Source organism: Humiphilus diazotrophicus (assembly GCF_059726315.1).
Map to the genome: position 1 here is coordinate 6,541,631 of NZ_AP040870.1, position 17,507 is coordinate 6,559,137.

Consider the following 17,507-nt stretch of genomic DNA (forward strand, 5'->3'; position numbering starts at 1 on the left):
GAGATGCTTTACGAAAAAGATCGGAGACATGGTTTACACCTCGTGTGTGAGTTGGGTGTGTCAGAACATATTCGTCGAGGTGAGTGAACAATAGCGGAGGCACCGGTTGGCATAAGGGCCACGTCTTCTCACATAACACTGAACTGGACAAGTTCAACAGTTCCATTGCTCTCAAGTCAATTGGGAAATTGTAAAGCCCCCGGACGGAGCCTATTCAGGCTCTTCGTCCTTGCGGGTGCAAGATCGGAGAGTGTGCGAAATCGCTCTAAAATGTCCGTTTTCGAAGGTGAAATACCGCTGTCGGCATTCGCTTTTGGTGGAGGAGGTACATAGGTCCAGTTCGTATTGGACAATCAACAGCCTGCTCTCAGGCTTGAAAAAGAGTATGGGGACGTAGGTTCGTCCATCCTTTGTCAAAGGGCTCGGCTCCGCCGCATCGAACATGCTGACATCCCTGACTTCACCACCGGTTCGAAGGTTATTCAAGGTGTAGTAGCGGCAGCACGTTCCACAGGAGTGAGCAGCGAGATAGTATTCTCCGGCAAAGTTCACTTGGGGTTGAGCTGCTGGCTTGCCAGATTCGTCCTGCCAAAGTCCGTCTGAGTTCTTATGGAACTCCCGTGGGATCTTTATGTGTCCGCGATAGACCTCGACCGAGAATTGATCGAAATGTATTGCGTTACGCTGTTGTGCCCTGCACTGGCTGGCAAGGCCCACGAGCAGCGCCATCGTCCACAGAGCATGAATTGCGGTATTCACGTGCATTGCCACGAGTATAAATCGGGTAGTTAAGTGGAAGCTTCCATGCTTGTGAAGCAGGGATACTCTAGTGTCTCTTGTCCTCGATAGAATGCTTGACCTTCACCTGTCCATTTCCGGACAGGTGATTTTGTTTGTGGACAGGAAGCAGGAGATGGCTCTTCGTCTAAGTCCTTTTTCTTGAATCTCCATATGTGCCGTGGAACTGGCAGACGAGATGCTGCGTATCCTTTCTTTGTAGGTCGAAAATCCCAGGCACAAAATTGAGAGGTCGAGGATGCTGGCAGATTTGCGTGAGGCATTGCGGCAACTGCGAAAGGCACCAGGGTTTGTAGCTACAGCGGTTATTACGTTATCTCTTGGAATCGGCGCTACCACGGCAATTTTCTCTTTAGTCCATCAAGTGATGCTGAAATCTCTTCCCGTAACAAAGCCGGAAGAGTTATGGCGTATCGGGGACAAGATCCTTTGTTGTAACTGGGGTGGTTACGTACAGGGAGATGACGGTGATTTCTCACTCTTCTCCTGGGAGATGTATAAACACTTCCGCTCGAATACGCCTGAATTTTCTGAGCTGACAGCACTCCAGGCCGGGAATGCTCCGCTAGGAGTCAGACGTGCTGGTTCCCTGGCTCCGGCGGAGACTCGGAACGGACAGTATGTTTCGGGAAACTTCTTTCGTACCTTTGGCATAAATCCATGGATTGGACGCCTATTCACCGACGCGGACGATCAGGAGGGTGCTCTTCCGGTCGCGGTAATGAGTTATCGCATCTGGCAGGAGAAATATGGTTCCGATCCTTCTGTCGTTGGAGCCAGTTATCAGATCAATGGGAATGCCTTTACCGTGATCGGTGTAGCGGCCCCCGGCTTCTACGGAGCTAAATTATCTGGATGGGGAATGCCCGATTTCTGGATTCCCTTAACAAAAGAGCTACTTATCGATGGAGAGACTGGTCGGTTGAGGCGGCCGGATGGGAACTTCCTCGATCTGATTGGTAGAGTTCGCCCCGGTACCAATCCAAAGACACTTGAAGCGAAGTTGCGCGTAGAGCTGCATGATTGGCTGGCCAGCCACGTTCAGGATATGCAGCCGGGTGAGAAAGAGCTTTGGCAGCAGGAGACACTTCATCTGACCCCTGGCGGTGCTGGCGTTGCCGACATGAGAAATCAGTACAAGGATGGACTCAAGTTACTGTTGGTGGCGGCCGGATGTGTGCTGCTCGTAGCTTGCGCTAATCTTGCGAATCTGATGTTGGCGCGAGGTCTGAAGAATCGGATGCAGACCTCGGTGTGTGTTGCCTTAGGTGCTTCCCGTCGTCGCTTGGTGCGTAAAGCTCTTGTGGAGTCGGTCACGATTTCTATCTTCGGAGGTGTGCTGGGAATCGGAGTGGCATATGTAGCCACGAACTTGATTCTTCATTTGGCCTTCCAGGGTAGCGGAATGCCGAATTACGTTCCTATCGATGCCTCTCCGTCCTGGCCTGTGCTGCTCTTTACCTTTGCGGTTTCGGTCTTGACCGGTGCTCTGTTTGGCATTGCTCCGGCATGGGTTACTTCGCATGCAGACCCGATTGAAGCTTTGCGTGGAGCGAATCGCGCGGTAGGGGGCCATCGCTCCTGGGCGCAGAAGTCGCTGGTGATTGCGCAAGCTGCGATGTCGCTCATGTTGTTAAGTGTGGCTGTGTTGCTGGGGCAGAGTTTGCGGAATCTGGAGCATCAGAATTTTGGCTTCGAGACCGAGGGACGTTATCTAGCTTATATCGATCCAAAGCTCGGCAATTACAAGCCTCAATATCTGGAGACTTTGTTTCGTCAAATTGAGGACCGGTTGCGACAGATTCCGGGCGTGAAGATGGTGGCTTCAGGGCTCTATGCGCCAATGTCCGGCGATAGCTGGAATGATAGCATCCGCGTTGAAGGCAGACCTGAACCGGGGGCAAAAGAAGATACTTCTGCAGGCTGGGCTCGGGTTACACCTGGATTCTTTGAAAGCCTGGGCGTCAAAACTTTGCTCGGCCGTACGATAACCGAGCAGGATACAGCCACGACACGGAGAGTCGCCGTTGTCAATGAGGCTTTTGCGAAGAGATTCTTCAAAGACCAGAATCCAGTTGGGCAGCACTTCGGGATGGGCAAGATAAAGTATGCCTCGACCTTTGAAATTGTAGGCGTTGTGAATGATATGCGGTATGTCCGGTGGGGTTACAAAGATCCCATCAGGCCTATGTTCTGGGTGCCGCAATCACAGACGGTGCAATACGACGACTCTGCATTTGTGACTGGTGAAACGTGGTCGCACTATCTGGATAACATCGTGATCTGGGCTCCGGGAAATCCTCCTGCAATGGAAGAACAGGTCCGGAAGGCGTTGATCAGCGTCGATCCGAATCTGGTGCTGTACGAGGTGGCTCCTTACCGCCGAATCTTGAGCGATGCTTTCCAGCAAGAGAACATGATCGCTACCTTAACCACGCTCTTCGGATTGTTGGGACTGATTCTGGCTGCGGTCGGGCTCTATGGCGTTACGGCTTACACGGTCGAACAGAGAACGAGTGAGATAGGTGTAAGGATGGCTTTGGGTGCGGATCGCATGCAGGTGGTGCAGATGGTGCTGCATGGAGCGTTTTCGCAGGTCGGCATCGGACTTCTACTTGGAATCCCGGCTACACTTGGAGCCGGTAAGCTGATCTCCGATCAACTGTTCGGTGTGCGGCCATGGAGTCCGATGATTCTTTCCGTGGCTGCCTTATTGCTGGCCTTGGCTGCGCTGCTGGCGTCAGTTATTCCGGCTCGGCGTGCAGCATCTGTTGAGCCGATGCTGGCACTACGAAACGAGTGATGTCGGTTGGATAGAGGTATTTCCTCTTAGGGCAGAGAAGAGGTCCGGGTGCCCCATTTTCACGCTGCGAAACGAAGTGCAGCAGCAGTTAAAGTGGGAGTAACGGAGATGTCGTTCTCGGTAACCGGGCGAGGTTTTAGGTTTAGCTCTGTCCGGTTACCGATATAAAAGCTTCTGGGTGGCACCACCTTAACTTGCTTTGCTCGTGAAGATAGGCACCCACGCTCGTTATAGAGGTAATTCCTCTGGATACCGATACTGCAACATTAGTTTCCCAGCCGGAAATCTGTAATGCTTTGCGGAACTATAGAAAGATCTTCGAAGGTGGCTGATGTGCCGTCCCCGATAGGAGACTGTGTGCTGATACCTAGCCAGATCGATTCAGGGTAGTCATTCTTGAAGAGTCGAATCAACTGCCACGTCTTCTTGTCGAGCGAATAATAGAAGCCGACGGTCTTCGTGTCCGAAGAGATCTTCATATAGACACCCTTCGCGGTGATCACGTCGTGATTGTTGTCGTCAGATGTTCCGATGGTACGTACACTGACCATCCTGGTCTTGTGGCGCTCATCCATCTCCATCGCCATCTTTAACCAGAGATCTTCCTTTACGTAGATATAGAGCGTTCCGGCGTCATAGGTTTTCAGAAACGTCGGTGTGATCTTGGCCGTAAGGGTGAAGGGCTTCTTGTTATCAACTTCGGTCAACAGAAGAGGGGCACTGTTGTTTGACAGCTTTCCATCCGGATCGCGGAAATTGTCCCGCTTGGCTTCACTCGTGAGAGTCAACTTGCCATCTGCAACCTTGGTATGCGTGGCGGCTCCATTCAGCGAGCGAGTAAAGGTGATTCCAGGCAGCTTGATATTGCACTCTTCCGTCTTCGTGTCTTCAGGAAATGCTTGGCGGGCGGCGATGGACATCATCAGCAGCGATAGTGCGAAGAGTTGTTTCTTCATGACAGATTCTAGTTCTTACCTTTCCGGATGAAGCCAGAATTGACTCCTCCGAACTTCATCCGTAAAGGTAACAAAGGCAGGGCAAAAGTGGAAAGGCCAGAGATTTATTTTTTCGCTTTGCTAAAACACTTAAGTAAAGGCTAGGAAGATGTCCGTCCTCACCTGTCAGATCCCAGCTCCACGGGTATCCGCCTATTCATAATGCAAGATACCGGCCAGGTCCAGGCGCAAGATACGGGCGGCAGGCAGTAGCATGGATAACGAGATAATTAGCGTCAGTGCCACGACGGCAGCTAAATAACTGAGCAGATCCAGATTGCTTATTCCGTAGAGGGCAACTCTCAGGACTTTTGAGCCGAGTGCAGAGATGCCTGTTCCCACCCCCAAGCCCAGAACCACGGGCCAGCAGAACTGTTGCAGGATCGTTTTCAATACCGAAAGCTGTTTCGCCCCGAGTGCAAGACGAATCGCAATCTCTTTGGTGCGCTGCGTAACAACGAATGCTACTAAGCCAACAATACCGATAGCGGCAAGCGCGACAGCTACGGCTCCGACCAGGCTCACGATGGCCGCAGCTATTTCAATACGAGCTACATTTTCCCGGTAAAGCATCTTGAGCTGCCGGATCTCGGGAAAGAGAGAAGCGTCCAGATTCTCGCTGATTGCCCTGATGGCTGGCGCAAGTGAGCCTGGCTCTCCGTTTGAACGGACGATGACTACCATGTCCGACATATCTTCTGTTTGCACTGGCCAGTATTGTTCCGTGGCGTCGTCGTCGCTTAGTGCATTGATGTGGGCATCGCCGACAATGCCGATGACGGTGTTCTTATTGGCTGCGTCTCCCACGGTCTGGCCAAGTGGATTCTGTTGCGGCCACTGCTGGCGGGCAAAAGAGGCACTCACGATCACCGAATGTTTTTCTCCCGGAGTGAAGGTGCGGCCTGCCAGCAGGGGAATTCCCATTGCGTGGAAGAAATCGGGGGCTACCCAGTTGGGGTATATTGTTACGTTCCGTCCGCCGATCTCCCGGTTTTCGCGCGATACAACATGTCCAAGCGGTGGAAGTTTTACGAGCGATACCGCTGTCACGCCCGGCAGTGCCCGCAATCTATTCTGTATCTGATCGAGATATTGCCGTGCTGCAGCTTGTGTATAGCCGTGCCTGCCAAGGTTCGGATCGACCGAGACCAGCTGTTCGTATCCAAAGCCGGGATCGGTATAGAGCGCGTGCTCCGTGGCGCGTAGCAGCAGGGCTGCGACTACGAGCAGGATTGTGCTGGCTGTAATTTGCGCGCCGACGAGTGTTTGCCTTGCAATCGTCTTCTGTTGCCGCTGGCGAGTGATTTGCAGTGCAGGTGTGAGGCCGAAGCAGATCGTTGCCACTATCGATATAACAGTGGTGAAAGCGAGTACTCGCCAATCCGGCATTGCGCTCAACCATTTGGGAGCATCTGCCTTCACCAAGGTTACATGGAGTACTACGTATGCAAGTACCAATCCTGCTGCAGAACCAAGCGCCGACAAAAGCAGGCTTTCCGTGCAGAGCTGCCGGAAGATTCGCCAGCGACCCGCACCGATAGCAATGCGGATTCCGATCTCCTGTTGACGTGCTACGGCACGGGTCAACATCAGTCCTCCCAGATTCGCGCAGGAAACGACAAGAATCAGGAGCGTGAGCACCGCAATCATGGCGGCTACGCGATACATCTCCGGTTGCATTACCTGCAAGTGTCCGCCAGGGGAGCTTTGAATGTATTCATCCTCCCATACCGCTTCGGGGTGTTGACGGCGTAAAGAATCGGTTAAGGCGCGGAGTTCCTGTTCTGCTGCCTTTGCACTTACACCTGGTGCCAGCTTGCCCCACATGCGAAGGCTGGAATTGGTCCAGTCCTTGAGAACCGTACTGTTCTCTATGAAGTATGGTTGCTGAGCAATTGGCATCCAGAGATTCGGATTCTGGCCTCCCAAAGTGGCAAAGTCAAAAGTTGTTACCCCAACGATGACTGCAGGCTTCTTGTTTAGTTTAACGACGCGCCCAATGACGGTGGGATCGCTGCCAAAACGTCGTTGCCACAAGCCATAACTCAACACGACAACCGGAGGCGCATTGGGACTCGAATCCTGCTGCGGCTCAAGTAGTCGACCATAGGCTGCATGCGATCCTAATTCGGTGAAGTAATTGGGTGTGACAAAAGAGGCGCTGGTCGGTTGCACATCGTTGTCCACCTGCATGGGAGGAATTCCAAGCACAGCCATTGCTGCAGTAAGGCTCTTCGCATTGTCGCGATAGAAGGCGAAGGAGGGGTACGCCATCTCGCTTGTGTATCTTGTCGGAGAGCGCCGTTCCAGGCGTACGAGCCGATCGGCATCGGGTACAGGCAACGGCTTCAGAGCGACCATATTGAACAGGCTGAAGGCAGAGGCATTGACGCCGATACCGATGGAGAGTACCAGCACTGCAACCAGCGTGAAGCCGGGGGACCGCAGCAAAATGCGCGCACCATAGCGCAAATCCTGAAGCAGACGGTCAAGCCACGTCCATCCCCAAGCTTCGTACGATTGCTCACGGAGTCGCAGCATGTTTCCGAAGTTGTTCCGGCCCGCATGAGCTGCCATTTCGCGATGGAACTCCATATCGTTCTGGAGTTCCGCATCGAGACGGCGCTTGTGGAGCAAGTAGTGGATGCGACGAAGAAACTCTCCCATATGCGATCCTCCTCGAAACGAATAACAACGTGGCCCTATGCGGTGCGAAGAACTTCCTGAATTGCCTGCGTGAGACGGTCATAACTGGACACTTCACTCTTCAACTGTGCCCGGCCCTTTGGCGTCAGGCGATAGAAGCGTACCTTACGATTCGTCTCCGAGATGCCCCACTCCGCTTCGACCCAGCCCTTCAGCAGCATCTTTTGCAGAGTCGGGTAGAGTTGCCCTTCTTCGACAGCCAGCACCTCACTTGAAAGCAGGTAAATCCGTTGCGCGATGGCATACCCATGCAATGCATCGGACTGAAGAACTCTCAGGATAAGCATGGGCAGTGCACCGGCCGGGCTTACAGCCGTATCCGTATTCGCCATAGGCATAACGGTATTATGCCTATGGGAATTATGTCAACACGTTTTCAACGACTATTCGGAGGTGGAACCTGGCCTCAGCCGTGCCCTTCCCAACCTAATTGCCGAGACTGACCGAAGGTTCTGAGGTGAGGGTTCCTTTGGAGGAAAGTCGCCAAAACCTTTTGCGCTCTGGTCTACAACATCGTGGGAAAAGTTCTATTGTGGAATGAAAAGAGAGAAGGTTGTGCCGCGGCGGTGAGCTGACTGGCTGGTCCGGAAACGTAGAGAGCCGTCGTGCTTTTTTACAATTCCCATGCTTACCCAAAGGCCAAGACCTGTTCCTGTGTCTTCCTTAGTCGTAAAGAAGGGCTCAAACAAATGCTGTCGAGCTAAGCGAGAGATGCCTTCTCCGGAGTCTTGGATGCTTATTCGAACTCCAGGTTTCCGATGTATTGCATCGGCAGCGGCATGAATGTGAATCGTAAGACGGCGCTCATCGTCGAGTTTGCTCATAGCGTCGATGGCGTTCGTGATCAGGTTAGCAAAGACCTGACGGATTTCACTTGGGAGACATCGAATAGGAGGATGGTCTCGATAAGATCTTTCCGTTTTGATATTGAGCGTGCGCAAGCGGCCCTCGTGTAATATCAGAACCGATTCCATCAGTTCCTTAACATCTGTTTCCACGGGCTCGGAAACCTGACGATGGAAACGCAAGGTTTCAGCCGTAATATGGGTGACTCGTGCAAGCTCCTTTTGTGCCTTGTCGAGATATTCGATTACCGCTGTATCGTGTGCGGTGCCCCTGGCTAGATATACGAGGTTAACGACAGCCTCCAGGGGATTATTGATCTCATGAGCGATGGAACTGGCCAGTCGTCCCACAACTGCCAGCTTTTCGCTTTGTCGAAGAGTTGCTTCCGAGCTCCGTCTTGGCAGCACATCCTGAAAGAGAACTGCAATATGATTGTTTTCTGGTTCGCCCAGGCGAAATGCGAAGACCTCGTAATGTCTTCCGAGCTGAGCTGCCGGATGATCAAAGCGTGCAGGCTGTCCTGTCTTTGCTACGTTGCCATATGTTTCAAACCAGAATTCTTCGTGTTGGGGAGCTATAGAACGCATTCGCCTGCCAACGGCATTTTCGATTCCGGTCTGTCTGACAAACGCGGGATTTGTTTCAAGGAAGATGTAATCGATAGCGTTGCCGCGATCGTCGAAGAGCACCTCGATGATGCAATAACCTGAGTCGATGGACTCGAAAAGTGCGCGGTATTTTGCCTCACTTTCGCGGAGAGCTGCCTCCGTATGTTTCCGTTGCGAAATGTCTGTTACGATGCCAAACCATTCTGCTATCTCTCCTTGATCATCGAACAGGGGACTGGCGCGAGAGTATATCCAGCGGATCTGGCCATCCAGGTCCCGGATCCGGTGTTCCAATTCGAAGATTCTCTTTTCCTGAATGGCCTGCTGAATATGTCCTAGAACAAACTGCTGATCTTCAGGCAAAAGATACTGTTTCGGCCATGATTCAAAATTGGCTCCCACCCGCAAAAATGATCCCCGGCCTTGAAACTGAAGTAGTTGTGTCCAATCCGCGTTCATCCGGTATACCACTTCGGATGTTGCATCGAGCAGGTTTTTGAGATTGGTTTCTAATACGCTCGATGGTGAGCGGGAGGTCTTGCCAAAACGTTGAATCGAAGGTTTCAAGGGTTGCTCGCCAGGAGAAAAAGTGGCATTTAAATCCTTCTTCTTTGATGCAAGTTGATTAAGGCACGAATGGAATTACAGAAATTACTGTGGGAAGCGTTGCCTTTCGCATTGCGGGGAATGAATGAGAGTGCGAGGTCCAAAACCGCTTGCATCCGCAATTGACTGTACGAGTTGCAGAATCAGCGGCAGACGCAGAGCTATCCCGATAACTGCCCATCCCAGGTTCAAGTGTTCAAGAGTGCGGGCAAAAGCGCGTACTCCCTCGACGTGAGCAGAGTGATCTTCCGGGACGTATCGCATGCGGCGTATGGAACCCGTAGGTAGGCTTTCGGCGTCGAGAATCTCCAGGCCTATGGTGCCTCTTGCTTCGATCCATCTACGCAATTGGCTACAGGGCTTGCATGTTGCTGCAATGTATAGCTGTGCTGGAGTGTCTGCGTGATATGGCTTCCAGCGGGGGAACCAATTTTTGACCTCCATACGATACTCCCGCCAGGCTGCTCCGAATCGATTATTCAGGTTCTCTGCTTCATCCCACTTAGCAATGCCGATGCTGTAAACAATTGCAGTCACTGGAGCGAGCAACAGCCATCCCTCTCTGAGGAGGAGTCCCCAACCGAGTAATAGCAGAGAGCAGGAAAGCTGCATCGGGTTTGCGCAATATCGATAGATTCCGCTTGTGACTAGATATCTAGGCGGATCATAGGGAATTGGTGTACCCGATCCTCTCTCCACAAATTCCATGACAGCGCCGAGAGCGGGCAGGGAGAGCACGGCAAGCAGTTGAAGAACAATTTGCCTCTTCCAGCTTGGCATCGAGAGTAACTCCTGCCAGCCATGTCCCGGATAGATTGCAAAGACAAGCTCCGGCAAGAAATAGAGGAAGAGAACTGCGGCAATGACCACCTGAAGACCGGCACGGGCTTTCAAATATCTGTTCGTAACAGTCCATCGAGCAATGCATAGAGCGGGTAGCAGCACGATCAGTATGGCAACACCTTCACCAATCAGCCATCGCGGACTCAGTTGGACAACAGGATTGCACAGAGGCATTGCCGCCAGATCGAGCACGGCCATCCATGCGGCGCATAACCCGACAGGCAGTCTTTGAAAGGTCAGCTGGGGTAGGATTCCCCATAGAATTGTCCATCCGAAATAAAGCTCAAGTGGCATTGCCGAGAAGGTAAAGTCGTAATCGTTGTAGCTCCACCATCCGAACTGTATGTTCAGCTTCTGAAGAACTAGCAGGGCAGGTGCGGTCCACAGAATACTGAGCAGGCATGCGGCAAAGACCCTCGGCCGCCCTCGCCGCAACAGACCGGCAATTAGAGCCAGTATCAAAGGGAAGTAGAGAATGCCGAGGCGAATCCACTCAGACTCTGTCATTGCACCCTTCCCGTTGGTGTGGCATTCGCTTCAATAAGGTACTTCGCTGCTGATGAGACGGCTATGCGCTCCAACGGCGTGAAATACCATGCCGGATCTAACTGCCTTTCATAATGGATTTGCCAGGTAAGGCGAGTGTGGGTGCTATCGATGGCTGACCACTCTACTTCGGAACTTTCCCAACGCAACCATTGTGTCAACTTACTGCTGTCGCTTACGGTAACAAAGCGAAGGTGTCCAGTGCTGCTCTCTGTCACTTGCATGACGAGATCTCCCGGAGGGTCTCCTTCCGCCCCTGCAAAGTGAATCGTGCGTATTGCTCCTTCGAAAAGTCCTTGTCCATAGGCAGCCAGCGGGCGGGGGAAGCCGATGCGAAGTATCGAGGGCAGCGGTGTTTCGATGTGCGGGCTGTTTGCCAGTGTAGCCTCAACAGCAGCAGCCGGAGCACTAATGATCGCAGTAGCGGATACAGATTGTGTTCGAGTCAGGCTGAGCTGTGGCGCAACGCCTTCGAGGCACATTGGCAGCAGAATCAAGGAGAGGCATCCCAGTGTAGTTTTCCGGTGGCGGCGCATGGAGTCTACGGTTGCTCCGATGATGATTCCTACCAGATAGAACAATGGAGCAGCGACAAGAATGCACAGATAGCCTTCTCCAACCACGGGAGCGATGATCAGCAGTCCAAGCGTGATGCCCTTAACGATGCCGCCTGTTACTGTTCGTGCTTTGGGCGTAAAGGCAAGAAGGATAGCCAACACAGCAGGAATACCCAGGAACATTGCTGCGCTGTGTCCTAGATGTTGATGCATCAGTAGTCGATACAGAATCGCTCCACAGGTGAGAGCAAGGATGATGACGATGACCTGCCACTGCCCGGGCTCTATCTCACGATGAGATTTAGGTGAACTTTCACTTTGCGGCAATTCGTGGGAATGATCGGGATCGCCCATTGTGTGCCTCCTTTGGCTGGCTATTAACTACCCACAAGTTGAATTATGTAAGTACGAGATAGGGCTTCCAGGATCCGACGCAGCACTTCGCCCCGGCGGGACGAATCGACAATAGCCCAGCGCGGAGTCCGCATTGCGGACGGGAGCGCTGGGGTAGCTTATCCCCCGATCCCGCCGCCCCGTATGGTGGCGGCATGAATCCTTCACAAATCTTAAATAAGGAGATTAAGATTCATTCCGCCACCGCCGGGGCGGATAAATTGAATAAGGGATACCAACCCCGTGTTCCGCCACGCTCCACATGGGGCTATTTTTCGTGCGCTCCGGGAGCGCTATTGTTCGATGACTGTCAACGGTTCCTGCAATGCTTTAAAACCATATTGGTAATCCCACATGCCTCATACCATTTGTGGGTAATTGTCAGATTGGCTGAGGGGAATCAGCTTCCGGGTAACAGTTGGGCCTCCTGCAGAATTCTTAGGATGCGGTTGCGGATAGGTTTCAGCATGGGCAGCTTCGCCAATGCCAGGAATCTTAGCGTGAGATCCAGTGTGCCGTCCGCCACCTTCCGCGTGCGTTGCTGCGACGGCGAGTCGTCGTAAAGAAAGAGAATCAGAAGCCCCATTTGTAGTGCCCACAATGCCACGGGCAGTAACTGCTGCAGGTCTTTCGGCAACTTTTCTCCGGCAATCGCTTGCGAGAAGACAGCCACGCTGCGCCGCCGTATTTCAGCTGTACCTTTCCCCAGGCAGGAAAGCGGATGCTGCGGTTCTCCGGTATAGCGGAAAACGATGCCAAGTAAATTCTTGTCCCCCCTTACCTGATCGAATTTGCTATGCATTGCCAGCCGGAGGCGCGAGCGTAGGTCGCTCTTCTGCCTAAATGCGTCGTTGCAGATTTGTTCCTGCTCCGATTGGATGGCTTCGTAATACTCCTGAATGATGGCTTCCTTGCTCGGGAAGTAGTAATAGGCTGCACTCTTCGCAATTTCAGCTCGATCTGCAATCTGTTGCATTGTGGTTGCGTCGAATCCGTTTTCACGAAAGAGTGTTAGAGCACACTCGAGGATATGCCGTCGTGTCTGCTCTCCCTTTTCTGTTGGAGGGTCATTTTTGACCATGGTCAAAATATTGGTTGAGAAGGTGCGTTCTGTCAAATGAATTTTGAACGCGGTCTATTTTTTTGTTTTGTAGCCTTCGTTATAGCCGAGGGTCGTACCGTTGATACCTCTGCTGTGAGGACAGGCTTTTCTTTGTAAGTAGAGATATTCAAACAGGCATCAATTGTTTATGCTTGCTCGAATCATCTTCCCTTGAGAGGAATCTATGCAGGATGGGTTGCTCAAGATCTTTACTCAAGTCCAGACAGCCTCAGGGTTGTCTTTCCAAATATTGAAGGCTACCGGCGTTCTGGATGTTCCGGAGATAGAAGATGTTGTAGTCGATCTCCATCTGGGCGCACCGGCAAAGATGGCCTGCCGCCGAGGTGAAAAGCGGTTCATCGGGACTTCGTTGCGGGGACATGTCGGAGTTATTCCCGCCAATCTTGCTTGCCGGTGGGAGATGTTTGACGACAACGATTTAGCCCTGGTGCTGAATGTTCCTCAGAAGCTCATAGCTGCGGTTGCAAGCGAGTTTGAAGCAGATCCCGCCAGGATTGAGATTCGCAACCGTTTCCAAATCAGAGACAGCCAGTTAGAGATGCTCAGCCTGGCTGTGAAAAGTGAGCTAGAGTTGGGATGTCCCTCAGGGCGGCTTTATCTCGAAGGCTTGGGCATGGCGATGGCCTCCCGGCTTCTGACGCACCATAGCTCACTTACAAAACACACCAGCATCCAGGAAAGTCTTACAGACAGACGGCTAAAGCAGGTTCTTTCCTTCATCGAAGAAAATCTCTCTCAGGATCTTTCGCTTGAGCAGATTGCGGCCGTTGCCCACGTCAGTCCCTCGCACCTCAAGACCGTATTCAGAAAATCCATGGGCGTTCCGGTATATAAGTACGTCATCCAGCGGAGGGTCGAATTCGCCAAGTCACTCTTGTTACAGGAGAACCTGTCGGTGGCAGAGGTTGCCTCTGCTGCTGGCTTTGCGCACCAGAGCCATTTGGCGCGGCATATGCGTCGAATGTTGGGTGCTCCGCCCACTGTTATGAAGAGGATTCTGAGCGAGACTGCAGTCAAACTCTAAATTTTGCTGTCCGATTGTGCTGCAAGCATCCGAACGTGCGCGCATCGGGAAGCGCCCCGTGATCATATGCGGTCATGAACCGTAGAGATTTTCTAGGACTGACTTCGATGGCGGCCGGGGCCCTGGCCTTTTCTGGAATCGCCGGTGCACAAGCGACGGCAGGTTCCGGCACCGCGACGAATGCGGCAAAGCCGAGACTGCCCATTATCGATGTACATATGCACTGCTATCCGGCGGATGCGCAGCTTCCGTCTCTGCCTGACCCTGTAACCGGCAAGCTTACTGGGTTGAAAGACGGTGAAGCACACCTGCAAGCGTGCCTGGCAGAGATGAGCCGTTTGAATATCGTGAAGGGTGTCGTAAGCGGTGGAAGCGGAGATCGGCTCGGGGCCGCCCTCCATTGGCACGATGTAGCTCCCAACCGGTTTATTGCAGCGGCGGGTGTGCGGGGCTCAGAGGACACACCCTTGCCCGAGATCGGAGCATTGCGCAAGGCCTTCCAGGAGAAGCGTCTGCGTGTGTTGGGTGAAGTGACGGCCCAGTACGCTGGCCTTAGTCTGGCAGACCCTCCGTACGAGCCATATCTCGCTCTTGCCGAAGAGCTCGATATCCCGGTAGCTCTTCATACGGGCATGGGACCGGCAGGGACCTCATACGACCCATGCTGTCGCGGCTTCCGCGCGAGACTCGGAAATCCTGAACTGATCGAGGAGGTGCTAAATCGGCATCCGAAGCTCCGGATCAACCTCATGCACGCAAGCTGGCCCTATCTTGAGGAGACTCTTGCGCTGATGACGATCTATCCGCAGGTCAGTGTGGATCTGGGTGCTCTTGGCTGGGGGCTCCCACGAGCCGAATTCAACGCATATCTCGGCGCTTTGATGCGGGCGGGCTTCGGGAAACGCGTGATGTTTGGCTCCGACCATATGTACTGGCCCGGGCTTATCGGCAGGTCTGTCGAGGCGGTCGATTCGGCCCCCTTCCTGACATCCTCAGAAAAGAGGGACATCTTCCATGACAACGCCGTTCGCTTCTATCGGCTGGAGCAGGTGTGATAGCAGGGAAGTCTGTTCCAACTCGCCATGCTTCCCTCGAGACAACCTGGATGTCGGCTTTACTTTGGCCGTGCACCCTCTGTGCATCTACCCGGGGATGAGAGTGCATAACCCGCAGTTGCGATTTTGACAGGGCTGCTTGGATTCCAATGTTTCTTGTTAGGCATTGTGTCAGGGCCAGCTTGCCTTCCGCTGCATTCGTTACCGAGAGGACGGAATCAACGGAGGAAGGTGGCGGTAAAGAAACCGCCACCACAGCCGGTTCGGAGACCGGCGGTACCACCCCCTTCGGCAGGCTGTTCCCCTTTGCCCTTAATTCCGCTTCGATGGCATCAGATCCTTCCCTTTACAGGCTGGGTCTGGTTCTGATGGAGCGGAAAACAGCAGGTATCCGTTGGGGACTTCGCGGACATGGAAGTATCTCGACGGAAGGATCCTCGATTCGCCACCCGGTTTGCCGGGAACAAACTTCTCCAGAGTGGAATTGATCTGAACCTGAAAGACGCCCTGTGAGTCGCAGGCCCTTACGGGGCCGTAGCTGTTTGAGACAAATTCCCCCTCGACCTTGTGGGGAGGCTTGAGTTGATCGTGAATCGATTGCAGTGCTGCAGCGGAATCCGGTTCCGTAAATAGCTGCGATTCTGACCATGGGGCGGATAACCACTCCTCGATAAAGCCCCGCGCGTTAGCTGCGAGAGGCTTTATCCGCGTGACGTCCTTGTTGTTGTCTATGCGGTAGTGAAAGATGACGCGACGTTCGAACGCATCCACATCAATGCACGGGGCATTCACTCTGACTTCAAAGGTATTCTCTGAGGATTTTAGCCGCGGCTCGAAGTCCCCTCGGGAGTAGCTACGCTCTGTGTGCCAAAGCACCTTGGGCGATTTCGGGTCCGAGGAGGGTAAAAGCACGTCAATCTTGAGAGCGCTGAAACGGGAGGTGCACCAGGGGGTGCCGTGCGCTACTACTAATGCTTGTTTCGCATCCTTTCCCGTAGATGCGGGAGTAAGTGTCTGTAGGAAGAAATCTCCAAAGGCATCGGAGATTTCCTTCAGCGGTGGAGCCTGCCAGCGCATCGTCTGCTTCCATGCTCCGTTTTCAAAGGCGTAGACGAGGAGCATATGGTCATCTCCGCATTCAATGCCGAAAGAGAATTCGATTTCAAGGAGAGCTGGGAGATTGGGAGGACGGACTACGCTTACCCCCAGATTCCCTCCATAGGGACCGATGCCTTCCTTCTCGGTGGATTCGGGCTGATTGGTATTGAGTGCTGCGGCAATCTTTTTCTCAAGTCCGGAGGCATCAGTAGTGGCTTCCGCGCAGGCAAGGGCCGCATCCGCAGCGTCGCTGAGCGCGTCTTTTAGCTGCACTAGCTGGTCTCTGGCGGTGGGTGGAACCATGGTGTCCATCTCTTCGGTGTGTGTGCGTTCTAGTTCCTTGCGAATGGAATGCACTCGCTCTGCAGAGGAAGAAAGAGCCGAAGCCTTGGAGCAGGGAACTTGAGCGCCGCAGGGTACGGCAATAGACATTAGCAGAATCCATTGGAGGAGCTTCATCGGCGTGATTATATCCTGACGTAAGTTCGCGGATATTCCCAGGAAGAATAGAAATCGCAAAGAGCTTCTGCATGTTGAAGAGCAATCGATTCGAGTTGAGCGAGTAGCTATTGATCGAGCATTTCCCGAAAAGATGTAGATCGAAGCAATAGAAGTTGGCGCGGCTTTCCGCCAAAGAAAGCCGCTATTCCCCTTACTTGGAAAGTTCACAGTATTTCGGGAAATGCTTTAGAACCCGGAGTCCTGCGTTCCTCAGGCGGTTTCTCTCCCGGAGGGAGCCGTCGACAATAGCCCAAGGTGAAGCGTAGCGGAACCCTGGGTGAACTAGCATAAGAAATGTTTAGCCGCGTAGGGGCGACCGATCTTTTGCCCTCTATATATCGTGCAATTGCTTTTCGATACGTATCCCTAGTTGTGCCAATCTTGAAACCAATAATCTTGCAGCTTCCCTATGTAGAAAGGCACGACAAAGTAACAAAGAACGATCGGCCAGTCTTCGCACCGGCCCTTCGGGACGGGCATTTCCTTGTACAAATTAACCCAGGATTCCGCTTGCTTACGCTTCGCTCCATCCTGGGCTAGTTTCGATTCCTCCTTCCGGGAGGAAAATACACAAATCTCAGATCCCATCCTCTAGGGACGGGATCTCTGGAATTTCTACATTTAGAGGATGAAGAATTAAGAAAAACGAGGGCAATACCCGTGGTTCAGCTTATTTGCGGGCTTTGTGTCATTCCCGCACCGGAGCAGCAGACCCGCGATAAATGAAACGGGAGGTCGGATTTTGATGATTCTTATGAGGGGTTGCGAATGTGTTTTGCAGCATTGCATCGGCGCTTAACAGTAAGGGAACAATACCTCCCGGAGGGAGCGAACGAAAATAGCCCCGTGTGGAGCGTAGCGGAACGCGGGGTTCGCAATCCCATTCGATAGATCCGCCCCGGCAGGGGCGGAACGAATCCTAATCTCCTCACCTAAGATTTGTGGAGGATTTCGTGCCGCCACCATACGGGGCGGCGAGACGTGAGGGGGCTAACCCAGCGCTCC

The 17,507-nt window shown here is 53.0% G+C and carries 12 protein-coding genes; 3 read left to right on the forward strand and 9 right to left on the reverse strand.

Translation table 11 applies throughout. From position 1 onward, the window contains the following. Nucleotides 1-210: 210 nt before the first annotated feature. Nucleotides 211-759 carry a hypothetical protein gene (locus AC6I7T_RS26510; RefSeq protein ID WP_497790810.1) on the reverse strand — a complete coding sequence of 183 codons (549 nt, stop codon included), beginning with the start codon at nt 757-759 and terminating at the stop codon, nt 211-213. A 277-nt stretch (nt 760-1,036) separates the two neighbouring features. Here AC6I7T_RS26510 and AC6I7T_RS26515 point away from each other — a divergent pair, with 277 nt between their 5' ends. Beyond that, entirely contained in the window at nt 1,037-3,601 is a 2,565-nt protein-coding gene (locus tag AC6I7T_RS26515) for an ABC transporter permease (protein ID WP_497790811.1), read from the forward strand. 266 nt (nt 3,602-3,867) lie between these two features. Here the strand turns inward: AC6I7T_RS26515 and AC6I7T_RS26520 are convergent, their stop codons facing one another. From AC6I7T_RS26520 to AC6I7T_RS26550, 7 genes are all read right to left on the reverse strand, one after another. Then, a complete protein-coding gene (locus AC6I7T_RS26520; RefSeq protein ID WP_497790812.1) occupies nt 3,868-4,557 on the reverse strand; it encodes a DUF1349 domain-containing protein in 690 nt (229 codons plus the stop codon). A gap of 192 nt (nt 4,558-4,749) precedes the next feature. Continuing rightward, nucleotides 4,750-7,263, reverse strand: coding sequence for an ABC transporter permease (locus tag AC6I7T_RS26525; RefSeq protein WP_497790813.1), 2,514 nt, complete (start codon nt 7,261-7,263; stop codon nt 4,750-4,752). Between the two features lie 35 nt (nt 7,264-7,298). After that, a complete protein-coding gene (locus AC6I7T_RS26530) occupies nt 7,299-7,640 on the reverse strand; it encodes a PadR family transcriptional regulator (RefSeq protein ID WP_497790814.1) in 342 nt (113 codons plus the stop codon). Nucleotides 7,641-7,829: 189 nt separating this feature from the next. Then, nucleotides 7,830-9,323 carry an ATP-binding protein gene (locus AC6I7T_RS26535; protein ID WP_497790815.1) on the reverse strand — a complete coding sequence of 498 codons (1,494 nt, stop codon included), beginning with the start codon at nt 9,321-9,323 and terminating at the stop codon, nt 7,830-7,832. A gap of 84 nt (nt 9,324-9,407) precedes the next feature. Then, entirely contained in the window at nt 9,408-10,712 is a 1,305-nt protein-coding gene (locus AC6I7T_RS26540; RefSeq protein WP_497790816.1) for a methyltransferase family protein, read from the reverse strand. Then, the gene (locus AC6I7T_RS26545) at nt 10,709-11,662 is read right to left on the reverse strand and encodes an SRPBCC family protein (protein ID WP_497790817.1); all 954 of its coding nucleotides are present in this window, start codon (nt 11,660-11,662) and stop codon (nt 10,709-10,711) included. The genes AC6I7T_RS26540 and AC6I7T_RS26545 overlap by 4 nt, the downstream gene beginning before the upstream one ends. A 439-nt stretch (nt 11,663-12,101) precedes the next feature. Further along, complete coding sequence (locus AC6I7T_RS26550; protein ID WP_497790818.1) at nt 12,102-12,818, reverse strand: TetR/AcrR family transcriptional regulator; 717 nt, start codon at nt 12,816-12,818, stop codon at nt 12,102-12,104. 169 nt (nt 12,819-12,987) lie between these two features. Here AC6I7T_RS26550 and AC6I7T_RS26555 point away from each other — a divergent pair, with 169 nt between their 5' ends. Further along, on the forward strand, nt 12,988-13,848 hold the full coding sequence (locus AC6I7T_RS26555) for a helix-turn-helix domain-containing protein (RefSeq protein WP_497790819.1): 861 nt from the start codon (nt 12,988-12,990) through the stop codon (nt 13,846-13,848). Between the two features lie 74 nt (nt 13,849-13,922). Next, a complete protein-coding gene (locus AC6I7T_RS26560; RefSeq protein WP_497790820.1) occupies nt 13,923-14,903 on the forward strand; it encodes an amidohydrolase family protein in 981 nt (326 codons plus the stop codon). 312 nt (nt 14,904-15,215) lie between these two features. On the opposite strand, the gene AC6I7T_RS26565 is transcribed toward AC6I7T_RS26560, so the two are convergent. Continuing rightward, nucleotides 15,216-16,433, reverse strand: a complete 1,218-nt coding sequence (locus AC6I7T_RS26565; RefSeq protein WP_497790821.1) for a hypothetical protein — start codon at nt 16,431-16,433, stop codon at nt 15,216-15,218. Between the last annotated feature and the right edge of the window lie 1,074 nt (nt 16,434-17,507).